Below are 18,991 nucleotides of genomic sequence, written 5' to 3'. Positions count from 1 at the left end.
AGGCTGTTATACTGCGCGGCCTGCGGGTGCATTTGATTCCATGACAACAGGATAGACCATGAGCGACGAGCGGAAAGCGGCGGCCAAACTCTGGGGCGGGCGGTTCAGCGAGCCCACGGATGCCTTTGTGGAGCGGTTCACAGCCTCGGTGGGCTTTGATCAGCGGCTCTACCACCATGACATTCGCGGTTCCATTGCCCACGCGCGCATGCTCGCGAAGGTCGGCGTGCTCACCGCTGAGGAGGAGCGCCAGATCATAGAGGGTCTGGAGGCCGTGCACGCCGACATCGAGGCGGGCCGTTTTGAGTGGTCGGTGAGCCTTGAGGACGTGCACATGAACATCGAGGCGGCGCTGACCGAGCGTATCGGTGTCACCGGCAAGAAGCTCCACACCGGGCGTTCGCGTAACGACCAGATCGCCACCGATATCCGCCTCTACCTGCGCGACGAGATCGACGCCATCGCGGTTGAACTGGGCCGGCTGCAGTCCGGCCTGATTGAGTTGGCTGAGCGCGAGGCGGACACCATCATGCCCGGCTTTACCCATCTCCAGAGCGCCCAGCCTGTGACCTTCGGCCACCACATGCTGGCCTGGAACGAGATGCTGCAGCGGGACCATGAGCGGCTGCTCGACTGCCGCAAGCGCGTGAACCGCTTGCCGCTGGGCGCTGCGGCCCTGGCCGGCACCAGCTACCCCATCGACCGCCACTACACCGCGGAACTGCTGGGCTTTGACGGCCCTACTGCCAACTCACTGGATTCGGTCAGTGACCGGGATTTCGCCATCGAGTTCAGCAGCTTCGCCGCGCTGCTTCTGACCCATCTCTCGCGCTTCAGCGAGGAACTGGTGCTGTGGACCTCCGCGCAGTTCAGCTTCGTGGATCTGCCGGACCGGTTCTGCACCGGTTCCTCCATCATGCCCCAGAAGAAGAACCCGGATGTGCCCGAGCTGGTGCGCGGCAAGACCGGGCGCGTGAACGGCCATCTCATGTCCCTGCTGACCCTGATGAAGGGCCAGCCGCTGGCGTATAACAAGGACAACCAGGAGGACAAGGAGCCGCTGTTCGACACCGTGGATACCGTCAAGGGCTGCCTGCGGGCGTACGCGGATATGATGCCGGCGCTTTCCGTGCGCAGGGACAACACCCGGGCCGCGGCCCGGCGCGGTTTCGCCACCGCCACCGACCTGGCGGACTACCTGGTGCGGCAGGGCCTGGCGTTCCGGGATGCCCACGAGGTGGTGGGGCAGGCCGTTGCCTATGCTGACCGCGATGGTCGCGACCTGGAAGACCTTGAGCTCGCCGAGCTGCAGCAGTTCAGCGGGGCGATCGGTAACGATGTCTACGAGGTGCTGACCCTGGAGGGTTCCGTGAGCTCCCGTTCCCATGTGGGTGGCACCGCGCCAGTCCGGGTACGGGAGGCGGCTCGGGAGGCGGCGCAGCAGTTGGAAGCGCTGACGCAGGGTGGCGCTGCGGGTTAACCACGCGCCCTGAAGAAACCGCCCCGGCTGCCGGGCTGGGCCGGGGGTGCGAGCTGGTCCAGGAGTTCCGGGCTGGTCAGGCGATAGCCCTGACCGAAGTGCAGCCCCAGTTCACGCACCTTGCGCAGGGTGGCGTCGTCCTCAATGAAGGGGGCAACGGTCACCGCGTCGCACATCAGAGCCATCCGGTGGATGGCTTCCACCATGATCACCTGCAGCGGGTTATCCGCCAGGTCATGCACCAGGCTTTCGTCCAGCTTGACGATGCTGATTCCCAGATCACCGATCAGGTTATGGGTCTGACCGCTGATACCGGCGGCATCGAGGGCGATCCGGCACCCTGCCGCCCGCAGTGCTTCAGCACTCCGCCGGGCCTCATCCGGGTACCGGCATGCTTGGGTCTCGCGGATCTCAAAGCAGAAGCTGGTTGCCTCGAAGGAGCTGGCCTCGATCTGGTGTGCCACCTCGTCCGCAAAGCTGGCATCAAGAAGGCTGCTGGCGGACAGGTTGAAGCTGATCATCTTGAGCCGTGGCTGCATCAGGGGGTTCTCCTCCAGCCAGGCCAGGGCGCGGGCGATGACGCGCCGGTCCAGTGCATACCCCAGATCAAAGCGTTCCGCCAGCGGCATGAAGGAGGCCGGGCGCCAGAGTTCCTCGGCGCGGCGGCCCTGGTCGTCCGGCTCCCGGTAGAGCCTTGCCAGTACCTCCACATGGTCGCCCCAGGTGGCGCTGGCGATCGGGCGCAGTGCCTGGAAGTGCAGCTCGATGGCATCGGTGGTGATGGCGTACATCAGCTGTGCCAGGTCCTCGCGGGTAGCGGTTTCGTCACCGCCTTCGGCGCCGGTGCGGTAGAGGTTGAGGCTGGAGGGGCCGGTGGCCTTGGCGGTCTCGCACAGGTCCGCAGCCAGGGTGAGGCACTGCTCCGGTGATTCGTCGGTCACCAGGTGCAGGGGCAGGAGACCGGCACTGACGGTGGTCTGGATGGTGTCGCCCCGCCACTCAAAGCCGAAGGCGCTGACGGCATCCCTCAGGTTGTGGCAGACCTTGACGGCTTCCTCCGTACCGCAGTTGTCCAGAATGATGACGAACTGGTCGCTGGCCACCCGGGCAAGGGCATCGCGCTGGCGCAGACGGCCCGACATCATGCTGCTGATTTCCCGCAGGTAGCGGTCGCAGCCACCGGAGCCAAAGCGGGCGTTGAGGGTGCTGAAACCGTCCAGATCCAGGTGCACCAGGGCGTGGGGTGTGCCGGCCTCACGCTGGAGGCTCAGGGCACGGTGCAGGCGCTGGAGGATCTCGCGGCGGTTAAGCAGTCCCGTCAGCGGATCGTGCCGGTTCAGGTAGTGGACGTGATCCTCGCCATCCAGCTGGGAAACCCGTTTGTCCCGGGCCACCTGCGCCGCCCCGAGCAGCTCCCCGCCGGGGGAGAAGATGCGGTTGAACTGGATCTCGTAGACCGTCTGCTGTTCCTCGGACTGCGCCAGGGGCATCTCGATGCAGAAGCCTTCCTGGCTCATGGCGCGTTCCCACAGGCGGGCGTAGAGGCGCCGTTCCTCCGGGTAGTCCGCGAGCAGATCCGTGAGCTGGTCGCCCACATTGGGCATGACCCCGAAGGCGGCCTGGAAGGCATCATTGTAGGCCTGGTTGACCGCGACGATTTCCAGTCCCGGGTTCATGATGACGATCAGATCGTTCGAGGCGGCCAGCACGCTTTCGGTACGGTACTTCCAGACCTGGGCCGAGTGCGCGTCCGCACGGCGAGTGGTGATGTCCACGGCGCTGCCGGCGATCAGGCGGCGTTTGCCGGAATCGTCCAGGCTGCGACCGGTGAGCCGCAGCCAGCGGTGGTTCTGGTTGGCGGTGAGCACCGGTACTTCCATGGAGAACGGCTCGCCCTGGCGCAGGCACTGGAGAATGGCCCGGCGTACCTGGCTCTGGTGCTCCTGAAAGTAGAACAGCACATGCTCCGGGTCGAGCTGATTGCCCGGCGGCAGGTCCAGCAGGTGGTAAAGGCCTTCGGACCAGTGCAGGCGGTTGAAGTCCGGATCCAACTCCCAGATGCCGAGGCCACCACTCTGTTCGGCCAGGCGGAATACGCGGGTGTCCAGGGGCGTGGCCTGGCGCGGCCGTATGCGCATTGCCTCGTCGGTGCTGGCCGTGGCGTCACTGGTGGAGCGGCGCAGGTTGATGGAGAAGAAATAGCCGGAGGCATGGCGAACGGTGATCAGCGCGCTCTGGCCCTGCTCCAGGGCATCGTTGAGCGGGGGCATGAGGGGGTTATCCTCGCGGCTGGCCACAAGCTCCTTCATGGGCAGCCCCTGCATTTCCAGGATGCCGTAGCCGAACAGGGCCTCGGCGGCGTCATCCGCTGCCTGGATGACACCTTCGTCGTCCACCTGCAGGCTGGCTGGCTCGGCGTTGGCGCTGCTGCCCGGCTCGGTGCGAACCCGCTTGATCAGATATTCCCTCATAGCGCCCGAGATTAGCAGAAAGCATGGCGACCGGGTGACATCCGTGTGTGAGATCCTTCAACTGTGGCGTTATAATACTGCGTTTCTTCGGGAGGTGGCTTATGCGCGGATCGATCCTGGCACTGCTGGCGCTCATGCTGGTTCTGGCCGGCTGCGGGCAGAAGGGACCGCTCTACCGCGAGGGCGACCCGGAAGGGCCGGAAAGTGCCCGGGTTCCGGCTTCGTACACCATTCCCAGTCATCTTTGCTGATCAGGGCAGACGCCGACCATGGATTTTTTCAACCGACACGACGGCGAGCTCTACGCCGAATCCGTACCGGTAAGCCGGATCGCTGCGGCTCACGGCACGCCCTGTTACATCTATTCGAGGGCCACACTGGAGCGCCATTTCCACGCCTATGACCAGGCGCTGGAGGGGATGCCCCATCGCATCTGCTATGCGGTAAAAGCCAACAGCAACCTGACGGTGCTCAATGTACTGGCCCGGCTCGGTGCCGGTTTTGACATTGTTTCCGGTGGTGAGCTCGAGCGCGTCATCCGGGCCGGAGGCGATCCCGGGGCGACCGTTTTCTCGGGCGTGGGCAAGCAGCGCTGGGAGATTGAGCGTGCCCTGGAGGCCGGGGTGCGCTGCTTCAACGTGGAGTCCGACTTCGAACTGGCCATGATCAGCGAGGTGGCCTCGGAGCGCGGCCGGATCGCGCCGGTGTCGGTGCGCGTGAACCCGGACGTGGATGCCGGGACGCACCCGTACATCTCCACGGGCCTTAAGGAGAACAAGTTCGGCGTCGAGATTGAGCAGGCGCGGGTCCTTTACCGCCGGGCGGCGGAGATGCCTGGCCTTGAGGTGGTCGGCGCGGACTGCCACATCGGCTCGCAGCTGCAGAGCCTGGACCCGTTGATGGATGCGCTGGAGCGGATGCTGGCGCTGATCGACGCGCTCGCCGAAGACGGCATCGCCATCCAGCACCTGGATATGGGCGGAGGTCTCGGTGTGCCCTATGGCGACGAGCAGCCTCCCAGCCCCGGCGCCTACGGGGAGGCACTGAAGGAGCGGCTGGCCGGCCGGGACCTGGAGCTGCTTCTGGAGCCGGGGCGCTCCATTGCCGCCAATGCCGGGATCATGGTGACCCGGGTGGAGGGCATCAAGGGTGGCGATGAACACCGGTTCGCCATTGTGGATGGCGCCATGAACGATCTGATCCGGCCGTCGTTGTATTCCGCCTGGCAGCGGATTGAGGCGGTGACCGACCCGAGTGGCATCCAGCCGGCCGTCTACGATGTGGTGGGGCCGGTCTGCGAGACAGGGGATTTTCTGGGCAAGCAGCGCGAGCTGGCGATTGAGGCGGGCGACCTGCTTGCCGTGCGCTCGGCTGGCGCCTACGGTTTTGTCATGAGTTCAAACTACAATACCCGCAACCGGCCGCCGGAGGTCCTCGTTGACGGGGCGGATGTGCACCTGGTGCGCCGGCGGGAAACACTGGAGGAACAGCTGGCACCGGAAATACCGCTGCCGGAGCTGGGTTCATGAGTGGCGACGGGCGCCGGGGGCGTGGCGGCTGGCTGCGCTTTACCAAGATGCACGGGCTGGGCAACGACTTCATGGTGGTGGATGCCATTACCCAGCCGGTGCAGCTTGAAGCCAGCCAGATCCGGTCAATGGCGGACCGCCATCTGGGCGTGGGCTTTGATCAGCTGCTGATGGTGGAGCCTCCGGAGCGCCCTGACGTGGACTTCCGTTATCGCATCTTCAATGCGGACGGCTCCGAAGTGGAGCAGTGCGGCAACGGCGCCCGGTGTTTCGCACGGTTCGTGCGCGACCAGCAACTGACCCGCCAGCACCGGATACGGGTGCAGACGGCCACCGGCATCATGACCCTGGAGGTTACAAAGAAGGGGCTGGTGCGGGTGGACATGGGGGTGCCGGAGCTGGCGCCCGCAGCCATTCCGTTCGCGGCGGACGAACAGGCGGTGACCTATCCGATTACGGTGGACGGCCAGGAGCTGAGCATTGCCACGGTCTCCATGGGCAACCCCCATGGCGTGCTCGTGGTGGACGATGTGGACACAGCGCCTGTGGAGAGCCTGGGCCCGCTGATTGAGGCCCATCCGCGCTTTCCGGCCCGGGCCAACGCCGGCTTCATGCAGGTGGTGGCGCCGGATCGGATACGGCTCCGGGTGTTCGAGCGCGGTGTGGGCGAAACCCGGGCCTGCGGCAGTGGCGCCTGTGCCGCGGTTGTGGCCGGGCGGCTGCGTGGTCTTCTGTCCGAGCGCGTCACAGTGGAGTTGCTCGGCGGTCCCCTGACCATTTCGTGGCCGGGGGATGGGGCAGCTGTTACGATGGAAGGGCCCGCCACGCGGGTCTTCGAGGGGCGGATCAAGCCACCCGGTGACGGACGCCGCTCCCGTCAGGGTGGTGGTCGCCCGCAGAACAACAGGAAAAAGAAGGGTAATGCATGACAGACCCGACAGCGGAACCGGCAACCACCGGGGTCTCCGAAGCCGATGTGGCTGAGTACCTGGAGGCCAACCCGGATTTCTTCGAGCGTCATGAGCATCTCCTGCAGAAGCTGACACTTCCCCATGATAGCGGTCAGGCGATCTCGCTGGTGGAACGCCAGGTGCATCTGTTCCGCGAGCAGCGGGATGCCCTGCGTGAGGAACTGTCCGGCCTGATCGGCATTGCCCGGCAGAATGACCAGCTGTTCACGCGCAGCAAGCGCCTGCTCATGGCGCTTCTGGATGCCCGTTCCGTGGAGGAGGTGGCAGCGATACTGGATGAGACCATCCGCGGTGAGTTCCAGCTTCAGAGTGCGAGCCTGACAGTGCTGACCGATGGTGAACCGCCCTCCCAGTGCGGTGCCGTGCGCTACCTTCAGCGGAACAGGGCCCGGGAGGTGTTCGGTGAGGTACTGGATGAAAGCCAGCCGCTTTTCGGCCGGCTGCGTGACAGCCACCGTGAGGCGTTGTTCTCCGCGCCGGAACGGGTGGGTTCAGCTGCGGTGATCCCGGTGCGCCGGGATGAGTGCGTCGGCCTGATCGCCATTGCCAGTGAGGACGAAGGGTATTTCCACAGCAGCATGGGGTCGCTGTTCATGACCTACATCAGCGATACCCTTGGCCGGCTGCTTCCGCCGCTGCTGGCGCCGGAAGGCCGGATTGCCATGCCCGATGCGGAAGCCGGCCACTGACCCATCACTCCGGGAGTTCCAGCATGGCGTCCACTGATGCGTACGCGGAACGGATCCAGGCGGCTGAGGGGCTGCCAGAGCCGGTGCAACGCTTTCTGCGCTACATGGCCTCGGAGAAACGCAGTGCCCAGCGGACCTGCGAGCACTACGGCCGGGATCTACGCAGGCTCTGCCAGTGGTGCGACAATCAGGAGCGTGACCCGGTTGCTCTTAACCAGGCCGAACTCCGCCGCTATGTCGCCGGCCTGGCCCGCGAGGGACGTTCCGGCCGCACCATCGCGCGCCATCTTTCCGCCATCCGGCGGTTCTACGGGTTCCTCATCCGTGAAGGACTGGTAGCCGACAACCCCGCTCTCGACATCCGCCCGCCGCGCAACCAGCGCCCACTGCCCGGCGTGATGGACGTGGACCAGCTGCACCATCTGCTGGAACAGTCTCCGGAGGATCCTCTGGAGATGCGGGATCTGGCCATGATCGAGCTGATGTATTCCTCAGGGCTGCGCCTGGCGGAGCTGGTGGCACTGAATGATGCCGACGTGGATCGCCGTGATGCCAGCGTCCGGGTGACCGGCAAGGGTGGCAAAACCCGCATCGTTCCCATTGGCCGCGCTGCCCTGGCGGCACTGGACCGCTGGCTGGAACAGCGCCCGGCACTGGCGCTGGCCAGTGAGTCGGCGGTATTCGTCAGCCGCAGAGGGCAACGTATCCATCGCCGCACGGTACAGGCCCGCCTGCGGCGCTGGGGGCAGCGCTGCCACGCGGACCAGGGCCTGCATCCGCATCTGATGCGTCATTCCTTTGCCAGTCACATGCTGGAATCCAGTGGCGACCTGCGGGCCGTACAGGAATTGTTGGGACATTCGGATATAGCCACCACACAGATCTATACTCACCTGGACTTCCAGCATCTGGCCCAGGTGTACGACAGCGCGCATCCGCGTGCGCGGCGGCGCAAGGCCGGTGACAGCGGAGCCAGGACGGAGCAGGGGCGGCATGAGTGACCAGGACTGGCGGCAGAAATACCTTGCCGCGCTGGAACAGCATGAGCAGGATGAAAAGCAGTGGCAGCAGCGCCAGAACAGTCTCCAGCGGCTTCTGGTCCGTGTCTCGCTGGTTGCCGAAGGGCAGGACGGCGAACTGGATCGGCTCCTTGGCGAGCTGCGGGAACTGGTCCGTGAAGGCGACCCTGATCCCGGCGCCCTCCGGCGCCTTCAGGATGCGCTGGAAACGCACGTTTCCGGCTTCGATGAGGAACGTCAGGCGGTTGTCAGCCGTCTCCAGCAAGCGCTGCAGGGTCTGATCGATCCGCTGCGTTCCCGTGCGGGACGCAATGAACGCCGTCGACTCAGGGCGCTGGAGCGCACGCCGGCAGACACTGTTGGGCGCTTCAACGCACTACCCGGGATTCTGGAGCAGCTGGCGGAACTCCAGCAGCAGGTTCTTTCCGAGTCCGGGGACGCACAGAAGCGGGGCTCGTTCTGGCAGCGGGTTCTTGGTGGCGGAGCTGACGTCAGGGAAGAAGAGGCGACCGAAGCAGACTCTCCGGACAGTAACGCTGACGAGCCGGAGGACAGTGAGCTGGCTGCCGGGCTCGATCTGGACAGCGGTGAGCCCCGGGCCGACGATGAGCAGTTCCGCAACCTCTGTGCCCGGCTTCTGCAGCTTCTGCGCCATATCCAGCAACATATCACACTGCCGGAACCGGCCCAGGAACGGATTGAAATCCTTCTGGAAAGGGTCCGTGCAAGCGAAAACTGGGGCCAGATCCAGGCGGTTCTGGATGAGGTCGTGCACCTTGTTGTGGCGGCCGTGGGCCGGGGGCAGCGGGAGTTTGAGCAGTTCCTGGCGGGTCTCGACCAGCGGCTGGTGCGGTTGCGCACCCAGTTTGAGACGGGGGCACTGGACTTCGGTCACTGGCAGGAAGTGTCCGAAGCGTTCGACCAGCGCATCGACCAGGAACTGGATGAGATGGGCAGCAGTGCCCTGGGAGCGACTGAACTCAGCGGGCTGCAGCAGGCGGTTCGTGATCACGTGGATCGCCTCAATGCCACACTGACGGAGTACCGTGAGGCTGATACGAAGCGGGAACAGGCCCTGCGGGAACAGGTTCAGGATCTACAGGAGAAGGTGACCGCCATGGAGGCCGAGTCCCGGGAAGTGCAGAAGGAACTCAGAAAGGAGCGGGAACGGGCGGCTACCGATATGCTGACCCAGCTGCCCAACCGTGAGGCGCTGGAGGAACGACTGGACCAGGAATACCGGCGCTGGCACCGCTATCGTGAGCCAACGAGTCTGGCCATCATCGACATCGACTGGTTCAAGGGCATCAACGATACTTACGGGCACCTGGCCGGCGACAAGGTCCTGCAGCTTCTGGCCCGCTCCCTGCGGGAGAACCTGCGTGAGACGGACTACATCGCGCGCTACGGTGGCGAGGAGTTCATCATTCTGCTCCCGGCAACGCCGCTGGAGACCGCTGTTACCGTGCTGGATAAGCTGCGTGAACGGATCCAGGCGCTGCCGTTCCATTTCCGGCATGAACGGGTCGAGGTGACCTTCTCCGGTGGCGTGACCGGCTTCATGGAGGTTGATGGCCCGGACCAGCTGCTGGATATGGCGGACCGTGCCCTGTATCGCGCCAAGGAGCAGGGCCGTAATCGCGTCATTCCCGCTGCCGAGCAGGACAAACGCTCGGGAGGAGGGCGCTGATGCGGCTGCTGGTGGTTTTTGCGGCGTTACTGGCGCTGGTCATCCCGGTGGCGGGGCAGGCCATCCCGTTCCCGGCGACCGATAACCTGCCCGAACTCAGTGTGGACCAGAAGCTCTGGCTGCAGGACAAGGAACGCATCCGCCTGGGCATTCCCTCGGGCCGTCCGCCGCTGGCCTACCGCAATGAATTTGGTCGGGTCCTGGGCACCGAATCCGGCTATGCCCGGCTTCTTGAGCGCAAGCTGGGGACCCGTGTGGAAATGGTCGGCGGCAACCCCCTGCTTCTTGAACGCATGCTGGCCCAGGGCCAGATCGACGCGATCAGCATGCGCTTCGCCAATCGCTCAACCGGCAAGTACCGGTTCACCCGCCCCTACATGCAGGTGCGCTACGGCATCTATGCCCGCCGGGACAACGCCAGCATCAGCCGGCTTGGCAGCCTGGAAGACAAACGCGTGGTCTTTCTGGACGGTGACCGCTACCCATTCCAGCTCCTCGACCGCATCCCCTCGTTCACGCCCCTGGCAGCGCTGACGCTGAGTGAGGCCATGGACATGCTGCGCAGTGAGGAAGCGGATGCACTGCTCGCTCCCGTTCCGGTGGGGGATCAGTATCTGGAGAACAACGACCTGCGCGTTATCCAGAGGGTGCAGGTCATGGAGGAGCGCCCCTTGCCCATGTCCTACGCCGTCCCCTTCGAGGAAGGAAAGTTGCGGGGCATTCTGGATGCGGCCATTGATTCGATGACCACCCTGGAGCACCGCAATATCCAGGGGGCCTGGATCGGCCATGAGGAGATTTTCGGGGACACCGAGGAAGAGGTGGTGCTCACTGCGAATGAACGCCAGTGGCTGAAGGACAACCCGGAACTGAAAGTGGCCATGCGGACCGGTTGGCCCCCGGTTGAGTTCCGGGGCGACAGCAAACTGGAAGGCGTGATTCCCGATCTTCTGTCACTGATCGAGGCGGAGCTTGATTACGAGTTTGAGCGGGTGCCGGTTCCCTCCGGCGAGACGGTGGATTCGATGCTCGCTGATGGGACAGTGGATGTGGTACCCGCGCTTCCGCGCACACCGGATCGCCAGGACGAGCACCTGTTCACGCGCAGCTATCTCAGTCTGCCGGTGGCCATCGTGGTGCGTGATGACCACAGCTTTGTGGGCGATCTCTCCGAGCTCGATGACAGTGATCGGGTCGGTGTGGTCCAGGGCATGGCCGCCGGAGAATACCTCAACCGACACCACTCGGCTCTGGATATCACGGAAGTGACCTCCATCGAGCAGGGGCTGCGCCGTGTGGCCAATAACGAGCTGGATGTGATGATCACTCATATCCCTGGTGTCAGCTACAACGTCTCCCGTCTCGGTCTGGATAATCTCCGGATCACCAGCATCGCGCCTTTCCAGTACGATCTAAGGCTGGCCGTAAAGGCGGAATACCCGCAACTGGTGGGGATTCTGGGTAAGGCCCTGAGCCGCATTGACCGTTCGGCCCTGGATGAGGTCTACAACCGCTGGATCAAACTCGATGTGGAACAGCAGGCGGACTACACCGTGGTCCGTCGGGTGGGGATCATCGCCCTGCTGGTGCTGGCTGCTTTCTTCTACTGGAACCGCAAGCTCTCCCGGGAAGTGGGTGAACGGGTACGTTCCGAACAGGCCCTGAAGCGCAGCGAGGAGGAACTGCTCGACGCCAAGCAGCGGGCCGAGGACCTGGCGGACCAGGCCGAGGAGGCGAACCGCGCCAAGAGCGAGTTCCTGGCCAACATGTCCCATGAGATCCGCACCCCCATGAATGCGGTCATCGGCTACACGGAACTGCTTGAGCGCACCATTACCGACGAGCGCCAGCGCGGCTACCTGGAGTCCATCAAGGCCGGCAGCCGCAGTCTGTTGACGCTGATCAACGACATCCTGGACCTGTCGCGCGTGGAGGCGGGCAAGATGCGGCTTGAGTACGGGCCACTGGATCTCAGCCGGCTGCTGGAGGATGTGCGCCATATCTTCACGATCCGGGCGGGCGAGAAAGGGCTGGAACTGGTCTTTGAAATGGACGAGAACATGCCGCCGGTGATGGTCCTGGATGAAACCCGCCTGCGCCAGGTGCTGTTCAACCTGGTGGGTAATGCCATCAAGTTCACCGACCATGGTGAAGTCCGGGTGCGTGTGGCCTGGAAGGAGAGCGAGGCCCCCGAGCTGTGCATCGAGGTGGTCGACACCGGCATCGGCATTCCCGAGGAGCAGCAGGAGCGGATCTTTGAGGCCTTTGAGCAGCAGGCCGGGCAGAGCAGTCGACTATACGGCGGCACCGGTCTGGGACTGGCGATCAGCCGCAAGCTGGTCGAGATGATGAACGGTGAGCTCAGCGTGCGCAGCCAGCCCGGTGAGGGCACGACCTTCCGCGTGCATCTGCGTGATGTGGAAACAGCGCTGGCCGCACCGGATGTGAATGATGAGACGCTGGCGGTACGTTATCGCTTCAGTTGCGGCCGGGTCCTGATCGTGGATGACAACCCGGTGAACCGCCAGCTGGTGCGGGATGTGCTTGAGCCCGAAGGGCTTGCGGTTGAAGAGGCTGAGAATGGTGTTCAGGCGCTGGAGAAGGCGCGTGCTTCCCGTCCGGACCTGGTGCTGATGGATATCCGCATGCCTGAGATGGACGGGTTTGCGGCGCTTCGGGCCTTTGGCGAGGATCGCAAGCTCAGTGATATCCCGATCGTGGCGCTTACTGCTTCGGTCATGACCAGCGAGGCCGCGCGCATCCGCGAGGCCGGATTTGATGGCTATCTGCACAAACCCGTGAGCCGGGAGATCCTGCTCGGGGAGCTGGCGGATTACCTCACCCATGAACGCATTGATCTGGAACAGACGGATGAGGGGAGTGAGCCGGAGAATCTGACAGCCTGGAGCGACCTCAGCGAGGAGCAGCAGAAGCGGGTGATGCGCGCGCTGCGTTATTCCCTGATCCCGCAGGCCACGTCTCTGGTCGACAGCGGCGACCCGGAGGCGCTCCAGGCGTTTGCCGAAGAACTGCAGTCACAGGCGCGGGACCAGGGCGTTGAGGAGCTGGTGGCCTTCGCCGATCAGCTGGCGGAGGCCGTGGCCGGCTTCGAATTGGACCGGGTGCAGCAGCTGCTGGAACAGTTCGCGGGGGAGGCTTTTCTGCCGGAACCGGAGTAGGGCTGTTCAGAGGCAGTCGTACTGGTATTGGCGGTCGAAGGCGACGGACACCATATGCACGCCCCGCCGGGACAGGTCCTCCACCAGGTCCCGGTTGGTGAGTATGCGGCTGCAGATGTGATGGATACGCTCCTGGCGCTGCTCGCGGCGGCTGAGGTTGTCGCCCTCAAAGTCCAGAAGCAGATAGGTCTTGGGGTGTCCATCCTCGGGGACTGTGGCCTGCTCGTAGCCCTCATAGCTGGCATGTACCTGCTTCAGGGTCGAGGCCAGGCGGTCCTCGAGACGCTCGCTGGCGCCAGCCATCGCAGCCGGGGTGAGCAGCAGCGTGGTTGCCAGAACGGTGAGCCAGTATCCTGTCGAAACTCGTAGCATCATCGCATTCAACGTAACAGAACGTAACAGCTGTATTATCCTCGGCTGTTCCGGATAATGCAGCCGGTTTGACAGCTTTTTAATATTCCAGCGTTCGCTCTGCTACAGGGCTCACAGGCGTCATGTGCGCTATGCTGTGAAACAGACGCAGGCAAACGACGGGCAAACGCTATGTATCAACTGGTGTTTCGCGGGGAGTGGGAAGCAGGCCTCGACGAACAGTCGGCGCGGGAACGGGCCAGGGGGTTGTTCAAGGCCAATGATGCCCAGCTGGAGAAGATGTTCTCCGGTGAGCGCGTGGTGATCAGGAACCGGCTTGATGAGGCCACGGCGCACAAGTATCAGGCCGCCATGAAGAAGAACGGGCTGGTGGCGCATATTGAGCCCATGCAGCAGGCCGGGGCGGTGGAGCAACCACAAGCCCGCTCGAATGAGGGCCGTGACCCATCGCCTGCAGGCGGCGATGTGGCCGTGGAACCGGGTGACCGGCTGCCGGTGGCGGGTGAGAAGGTGGATTCCATTCTGGCCGGCTCGGATCTCAGCCTGGGCGCTCCGGGCGAGCGGCTGGGGGACACACGGGAGGAACCGGAACCCGTGTTCGAGCACCTGGATGAATGGTCGGTGGCGCCGCCCGGCGAGGATCTTGGGCCGGAAACTAAGGAACCCCAGCCACCTGCCCCGGATGTGTCGCATCTTTCCCTGGAGAATGGTAACGGACGGGGTGCAGGTTGAGGGAACCTACAACCGCTAAGGGAGTCCATTGTGTCACGGGGGGCCACGCTGTCTTCCAAGTGAACGAGCCATGGAGTGCCGTATTCGAGCCCGGTTGGTTTGAGCCCGAATGGTGGGGAGAGGCCGCGGAGCCTGTAGCGGCCGGCGGCCGTGGAGGCGCGTGGTTCGTGAGTGGCGCCAGTCTGGCCATGGTCCTGCGTTACTACAACCGCGGCGGGCTGGTGGCTCGGGTCTCGAGCAACGCCTATCTGTACACGGGGCTTGCCCGGACCCGTTCCGTTGCTGAGTTCAATCTCCTTAAAGCGTTGTACGATCAGGGTCTTCCCGTGCCAAGGCCAGTGGCCAGCGCAGTCTGGCGTTACGGCTTTCTGCACTACAGAGCCGCCATCCTTGTAGAGCGACTGGCGGATACCCGGTCACTGGGAGAACAGGCGTCGGCATTATCGGATGCCTGGTGGTACCGCGTGGGCGCAAGCATCCGGCAGTTCCATGACTACGGTGTTGATCATCCAGACCTTAATTGTTTCAACATCCTTCTATCCCAGGAGAAGGTTTACCTGATTGATTTTGATAAGGGGGTTATTCGATCTCCTTCGGTACGCTCGAAATGGCCTGATCGTAACCTCAAGCGCCTTCACCGGTCGCTGATGAAACTGGAAGGGGTTTCCCCGTCACGTCTGAGCGAGGGCTGGAATGCACTGCTGGCCGGTTATGGCAAGGGGACCTAGCAACACCAGATGAACAGCTGTGAACTGTCCCGGCATTCTGTCTGGTGTTATTATCTGCGCCTTCCTCTGAGGCAATCGACAAGCGACGGTTTTAATGCAATCCGCATGGCGGCGAATTCATACGATTCTGGCCCTGATGTTCTTTCGCTTTGCCGCGAAAGGCTGGCTGCCTGCCCGCTGGTTTGAACCCGATCTTCCTCCGCTGGCCGACCGTGCTGCCCGTGAGGGCCGATTGACCATCGAAATCGTCAGTCACTGCTGGCAGTACTCGCACTTCCTTGTCTATCAGCTCAGTTCACTGGTGAATTTCCCGCCGCAGTCGGTTGACGTCATCATGACGGTGTTCTACTGCCCTGAGGATGAAGGCACGCGCCGACTGCTGTCGTATTTCGAGCAAAAGACCCCTCCCAATGTGACCTGGAACTGGTGGCCTGTTGAACGCCGCCGGCTTTTTCGCCGCGGTATCGGACGTAATCACGCGGCGCTGGCCACCAACGCTGACTGGGTCTGGTTTACAGACTGCGACCTGATGTTCAGAGAGAATTGCTTCGAGGAACTGGGGGAGCAGTTGCAGGGGCGTCGGGATGCGCTGCTGTTTCCGAGCGAGGAACGTGTGACGGAACTCCTTGCCGAAGATAATCCCATGCTCAGTGCGGGTTCGGGAGAGCCGCAGGTTCTGGATATCGCAGACGAGAGCTTTACCCCGCACTATCCCTCTCGCGCCACAGGTCCGCTCCAGATAGCACATGGTGATGTGTGCCGGGCGGTGGGTTACTGCCGGCGGATCGGTCTTTACCAGCAACCAGTGGATACATTCGCCAAGTGTCATGAGGATCGTGCATTCCGTTGGCTGATCCGTAGCCAGGGGGTGGCGGTTGATGTGCCCGGCGTTTACCGGATCCGGCATGTGGCTAAGGGACGTTATTCGGGTAGTGAAGCCAACACAAGGCTGCGTACCCTGATCCGGCGCTGGCAGGATAAGTGGGGGAGCCGATGAGCATTGGGTCAGGGTACGCATTCGTTACGCCGACCTGGAAAGGTGATCTGGAACACCTGCGGCTCCTGAGACTGTCACTGGACCGATCTCCCCTGAGCGCTGTTCCGCACTACATCGTGGTGCAGACGGAGGATGTGGCGTTTTTCAGGGAGTTTGAGAGAGGAAGCGTCCGGCTGCTGACCACGGCCGATGTTCTGGCACCGGAGGTGGAGCGTCGACGCGCCCGAGCTTGCGCCATCAGTGCGCGAGTGGGGCGCCATTGGACCCGAATAGCAGGCAGTCTTAAACGCGCACTCGGCATACCGCGCTGGCCCGCCTACACGGGGTGGCACACCCAGCAGATCTGTAAACTGACCCTGGCTAATGAGCTGGATGTGGATCGGGTGGTCGTTCTGGATTCGGATGTGATCGTGACACCCGAAGCTGCCCTCACGGATTTTGAGCCACCGCGAGGGAAGGTGGTGTGTTTTGCAACCTGGCAGCCGATGGATGAACTCGGTGGCAAAGTCCGGAACTGGGTCAGGGAATCTGAACGATTAGTCGGGCAGGCGGCGGTCGTCGATGGCAAGCTGAACACCTATTTTGACACGCCGTTTGTGCTTGAAACGGCTGTCGTTCGGCAGTTGGTCTCCTGGCTTGAGTCGACCTATGGAAAACGGTGGGACAGGGTTCTTTTGAGCCAACCCCCGCGCCGGTGGTCTGAGTTCGGCATCTACAAGGCCTTTCTCCGGATGTCATGGCCTGTTGATGATGTTGAATGGCGCAGGTTCGACTGTATGCGCTATATCTATGATGCCCCGAGCATCACGGAACTTCTGGAGCTTGTGGAGACGGAAATGGATACGGAAACAACGCACTACATCACCATCCACTCTCACAGCGGTGGGCGCGAACCTATCCCCTTCGAAACCCTGTCACCCCGACTCCATGATCTCATCCGGCGTTAGGAGTACTGACCTATCCATGGCACATGCACGCGAAGCTGCTGAGACCGGGCCAGTGGCCCGTAAGATCATTCAGGCGCTGCCGTTTCTTGTCCTGATCTGGCTTCTGGTGTCCGTTGTGGGTCCATGGAAGGACCTGTACAAGACGGTGTTCCACGCGCTGGTGATTCCTGCAACGCTGGTCACCTGGCGCTATGCCATCGGTCTCCGAGTTCTCAGGGATCCCTTTATCCGCGTCGTAGGTGTCTTCTGTATTTACGTGGGCATCAGTACGTTTTTAGTCGGTCCTGGATCGCTCGCCAACGATCTGAAAATTCTGCGCTGGGGCGTTGAGTCCTTTTTCTCAGTTATTGCTCTCTGGATCTGTGTTGAATGTTTGCGCGACGCCCCGGCGCTTTGGGGGCGTTTGTTTCTGGGTGCCTGCGTCGTCGGTGCTGGCCTAGGGTTCCTTTTCTGGGACGGAGGCAGGGTCGAAGGCCTTGGCGCTTTGAGTCACCCCATCCAGGGTACTTCGATCCTTCTTGCGTATCTTGCCATGGGATGTTTTCTGCTCACGCAGAGTGTTCCCCGCTGGCGGTGGGAAGACTGTCTGCTGATCTTTCTCGGTTGCAGCAGTGTCGCCAGCTTCGCCTTCCTGTCGCAAAGTCGCGGGCCGATACTGGCATTCTGCATTTACTTCTTCGTCCTGCTCCCCTTTGCAACAGGCCGGAATCTGAAACTGACCGTCAGTCTTCTGGTGCTGGTTCTGATCCTGAGCGGTGCTGTCATCGAGTGGCATGAGGGCCTCGACTCGTTCCTTAACGGGCTGATAGAGCGCGGTGACTCAAAGCGCCTTGAAATCTGGAAAGGTTACCTGCTGTTCCCGCCGGACTCGCTGTTTCTGGGCTACGGTGCGGGTACGGAACCGGAACAGATGCATGCGGCCGCAGAGTTCTGGCGCCCGAATAACTACATCGTCACCCATGCGCATAATCTCTGGCTGGGCACCTACGCCGAGACAGGCATCATCGGTGTGCTTTTCCTAGTTGCGATCTTTGGTATGTTGACTTGGGTGGCCGTCACCAGAGCAAGAGAGTGGGGTGAGATCGCTGGCCTTCTGGGGATTATCGGACTGGTCCTGATGCTGACGTTTACGGATGAACATACGCTGGTGCTGTCGATGAAGCCCATCTGGCTGTTTGCCTGGCTACCAATGGTTCTGGTCTGGCAGTGGACGCGTGAACCGATTTCAAGGGACATCCATGAGCGACATTGAAATACAACCGGTCTTCTGCATTTTCTCGTTCAACCGGGCGCAGTTCCTCGATAACTGTGTGCGCTCGATTACTGACTGCATTCCCGGTGCGCGCATCATCGTTTTTGATGATGACAGCGATGACGCGGAAACCCGTATGGTTCTGGACCGGATTCGTGAACATCACGAGGTGGTGCTGCCTGAGGCTCATGGGGAGCACAAGCACGGTGGCCTTTACTGGAACATGCAGGCCGCGTTCGAATCCCTGGAGGATGAGGCGCTGGTCTGCTTTCTTCAGGATGACTGCCAGGTTGTGCGCCCTGTGCTTAAGGAAGAGTTTGAAATCCTGTATCAGACTTTGAAAAATCATCCTGATCTGGGGTTTATCCACCCTTGTTTTATCCGGGGTATCGATCAGAAAAAATGCCCGGTTCATGACGCGAACAGTAAAGACGGGGTTACCTATTTCAGGGAAGACTGGGGCCAGAGCGCCGGGGTACATTATTCTGACCTTTTTTTGACTCTTCCCGGACGTCTCAGGGCGCACAATTGGCGATTCTTTACCTCTGAGCCGGAAAATGACCGGCAGGCGCGGGATGCGTTTGGCCGAATGGCCTATATGCGCTCACCATTTGCGATGTGGTTGCCGGAGGTTCCTGCGTATAGGGGCAAACGTAAAACCTTGGCACTAAGGCTTGCAGAGCGCTCACAGCAATGTGGGTTTTATCCGTTTGATGTCTGGTCACGCCAAGAAACTGTGAACTTTATTAATCGTCCGGACGACAGCCGGCCGCCGGTTGCCGAGGAATGCCTGGAGTGCCGGGAGAGAACACCGCGCAGGCCATGGAGCTATAATCCGTTGCGAGGTAAGCGCTTTCTTAAATTGCTCCACAGCATTGAACAAGCCATAAGATGAACCTGGAAACCGGACCCAATGCCAGTCGCCTTTGAACTTT

Annotated in this window: 16 protein-coding genes; 14 read left to right on the top strand and 2 right to left on the bottom strand. The window is 62.4% G+C overall.

The window, feature by feature from the left end; translation table 11 throughout:
- Positions 1-58: 58 nt before the first annotated feature.
- On the top strand, positions 59-1,480 hold the full coding sequence (gene argH, locus F3089_RS10350; RefSeq protein WP_151440732.1) for an argininosuccinate lyase: 1,422 nt from the start codon (positions 59-61) through the stop codon (positions 1,478-1,480).
- Here the strand turns inward: argH and F3089_RS10345 are convergent.
- Entirely contained in the window at positions 1,477-3,951 is a 2,475-nt protein-coding gene (locus tag F3089_RS10345) for an EAL domain-containing protein (RefSeq protein ID WP_151440731.1), read from the bottom strand. The two genes, argH and F3089_RS10345, sit on opposite strands and share 4 nt — an antisense overlap.
- Before the next feature lie 101 nt (positions 3,952-4,052).
- On the opposite strand from F3089_RS10345, the gene lptM reads away from it, so the two are divergent.
- Genes lptM through F3089_RS10310 form a run of 7 tightly spaced genes read left to right on the top strand, consistent with a single transcriptional unit; the run spans position 4,053 to position 13,028 of the window.
- Positions 4,053-4,202: an LPS translocon maturation chaperone LptM gene (lptM, locus tag F3089_RS10340; protein ID WP_151440730.1), complete on the top strand. Its 150-nt coding sequence runs from the start codon at positions 4,053-4,055 to the stop codon at positions 4,200-4,202.
- An 18-nt stretch (positions 4,203-4,220) separates the two neighbouring features.
- On the top strand, positions 4,221-5,480 hold the full coding sequence (gene lysA, locus F3089_RS10335) for a diaminopimelate decarboxylase (RefSeq protein ID WP_151440729.1): 1,260 nt from the start codon (positions 4,221-4,223) through the stop codon (positions 5,478-5,480).
- Positions 5,477-6,409: a diaminopimelate epimerase gene (gene dapF / locus F3089_RS10330; protein WP_151440728.1), complete on the top strand. Its 933-nt coding sequence runs from the start codon at positions 5,477-5,479 to the stop codon at positions 6,407-6,409. The genes lysA and dapF overlap by 4 nt, the downstream gene beginning before the upstream one ends.
- Complete coding sequence (locus tag F3089_RS10325) at positions 6,406-7,140, top strand: DUF484 family protein (RefSeq protein WP_151440727.1); 735 nt, start codon at positions 6,406-6,408, stop codon at positions 7,138-7,140. The genes dapF and F3089_RS10325 overlap by 4 nt, the downstream gene beginning before the upstream one ends.
- Before the next feature lie 23 nt (positions 7,141-7,163).
- Positions 7,164-8,141, top strand: a complete 978-nt coding sequence (gene xerC, locus F3089_RS10320; RefSeq protein ID WP_151440726.1) for a tyrosine recombinase XerC — start codon at positions 7,164-7,166, stop codon at positions 8,139-8,141.
- Entirely contained in the window at positions 8,134-9,849 is a 1,716-nt protein-coding gene (locus F3089_RS10315; protein WP_151440725.1) for a GGDEF domain-containing protein, read from the top strand. The genes xerC and F3089_RS10315 overlap by 8 nt, the downstream gene beginning before the upstream one ends.
- A complete protein-coding gene (locus tag F3089_RS10310) occupies positions 9,849-13,028 on the top strand; it encodes an ATP-binding protein (RefSeq protein WP_151440724.1) in 3,180 nt (1,059 codons plus the stop codon). Before F3089_RS10315 ends, F3089_RS10310 begins: the two co-directional genes overlap by 1 nt.
- A gap of 6 nt (positions 13,029-13,034) precedes the next feature.
- Here F3089_RS10310 and F3089_RS10305 read toward each other — a convergent pair whose 3' ends face one another.
- A complete protein-coding gene (locus F3089_RS10305; protein ID WP_151440723.1) occupies positions 13,035-13,403 on the bottom strand; it encodes a hypothetical protein in 369 nt (122 codons plus the stop codon).
- 168 nt (positions 13,404-13,571) lie between these two features.
- Between F3089_RS10305 and F3089_RS10300 the strand changes: the two genes are divergently transcribed.
- From F3089_RS10300 to F3089_RS10280, 6 genes are all read left to right on the top strand, one after another.
- A complete protein-coding gene (locus tag F3089_RS10300; protein ID WP_151440722.1) occupies positions 13,572-14,132 on the top strand; it encodes a hypothetical protein in 561 nt (186 codons plus the stop codon).
- A gap of 59 nt (positions 14,133-14,191) precedes the next feature.
- Positions 14,192-14,860 (top strand): 3-deoxy-D-manno-octulosonic acid kinase, encoded by a 669-nt coding sequence (locus F3089_RS10295; protein ID WP_192497338.1) that lies wholly within the window; start codon positions 14,192-14,194, stop codon positions 14,858-14,860.
- 94 nt (positions 14,861-14,954) lie between these two features.
- On the top strand, positions 14,955-15,857 hold the full coding sequence (locus F3089_RS10290) for a glycosyltransferase family A protein (RefSeq protein ID WP_192497337.1): 903 nt from the start codon (positions 14,955-14,957) through the stop codon (positions 15,855-15,857).
- Complete coding sequence (locus tag F3089_RS15875; protein WP_192497336.1) at positions 15,854-16,804, top strand: DUF6492 family protein; 951 nt, start codon at positions 15,854-15,856, stop codon at positions 16,802-16,804. Before F3089_RS10290 ends, F3089_RS15875 begins: the two co-directional genes overlap by 4 nt.
- Before the next feature lie 16 nt (positions 16,805-16,820).
- Positions 16,821-18,056, top strand: coding sequence for an O-antigen ligase family protein (locus F3089_RS10285; RefSeq protein ID WP_192497335.1), 1,236 nt, complete (start codon positions 16,821-16,823; stop codon positions 18,054-18,056).
- Positions 18,043-18,951, top strand: a complete 909-nt coding sequence (locus tag F3089_RS10280; protein WP_151440719.1) for a glycosyltransferase — start codon at positions 18,043-18,045, stop codon at positions 18,949-18,951. The genes F3089_RS10285 and F3089_RS10280 overlap by 14 nt, the downstream gene beginning before the upstream one ends.
- Positions 18,952-18,991 lie beyond the last annotated feature (40 nt).

This window comes from Halospina sp. K52047b (assembly GCF_008709855.1).
GTDB lineage: Bacteria > Pseudomonadota > Gammaproteobacteria > Pseudomonadales > Oleiphilaceae > Halospina > Halospina utahensis_B.
This window is presented reverse-complemented; position numbering and strand designations above follow the sequence as displayed.

Bases quoted from the DNA above. Each gene is read 5' to 3' on its own strand.
- argH (WP_151440732.1), top strand. From the start codon at position 59: ATGAGCGACGAGCGGAAAGCGGCGGCCAAACTCTGGGGCGGGCGGTTC.
- F3089_RS10345 (WP_151440731.1), bottom strand. From the start codon at position 3,951: ATGAGGGAATATCTGATCAAGCGGGTTCGCACCGAGCCGGGCAGCAGC.
- lptM (WP_151440730.1), top strand. From the start codon at position 4,053: ATGCGCGGATCGATCCTGGCACTGCTGGCGCTCATGCTGGTTCTGGCC.
- lysA (WP_151440729.1), top strand. From the start codon at position 4,221: ATGGATTTTTTCAACCGACACGACGGCGAGCTCTACGCCGAATCCGTA.
- dapF (WP_151440728.1), top strand. From the start codon at position 5,477: ATGAGTGGCGACGGGCGCCGGGGGCGTGGCGGCTGGCTGCGCTTTACC.
- F3089_RS10325 (WP_151440727.1), top strand. From the start codon at position 6,406: ATGACAGACCCGACAGCGGAACCGGCAACCACCGGGGTCTCCGAAGCC.
- xerC (WP_151440726.1), top strand. From the start codon at position 7,164: ATGGCGTCCACTGATGCGTACGCGGAACGGATCCAGGCGGCTGAGGGG.
- F3089_RS10315 (WP_151440725.1), top strand. From the start codon at position 8,134: ATGAGTGACCAGGACTGGCGGCAGAAATACCTTGCCGCGCTGGAACAG.
- F3089_RS10310 (WP_151440724.1), top strand. From the start codon at position 9,849: ATGCGGCTGCTGGTGGTTTTTGCGGCGTTACTGGCGCTGGTCATCCCG.
- F3089_RS10305 (WP_151440723.1), bottom strand. From the start codon at position 13,403: ATGATGCTACGAGTTTCGACAGGATACTGGCTCACCGTTCTGGCAACC.
- F3089_RS10300 (WP_151440722.1), top strand. From the start codon at position 13,572: ATGTATCAACTGGTGTTTCGCGGGGAGTGGGAAGCAGGCCTCGACGAA.
- F3089_RS10290 (WP_192497337.1), top strand. From the start codon at position 14,955: ATGCAATCCGCATGGCGGCGAATTCATACGATTCTGGCCCTGATGTTC.
- F3089_RS15875 (WP_192497336.1), top strand. From the start codon at position 15,854: ATGAGCATTGGGTCAGGGTACGCATTCGTTACGCCGACCTGGAAAGGT.
- F3089_RS10285 (WP_192497335.1), top strand. From the start codon at position 16,821: ATGGCACATGCACGCGAAGCTGCTGAGACCGGGCCAGTGGCCCGTAAG.
- F3089_RS10280 (WP_151440719.1), top strand. From the start codon at position 18,043: ATGAGCGACATTGAAATACAACCGGTCTTCTGCATTTTCTCGTTCAAC.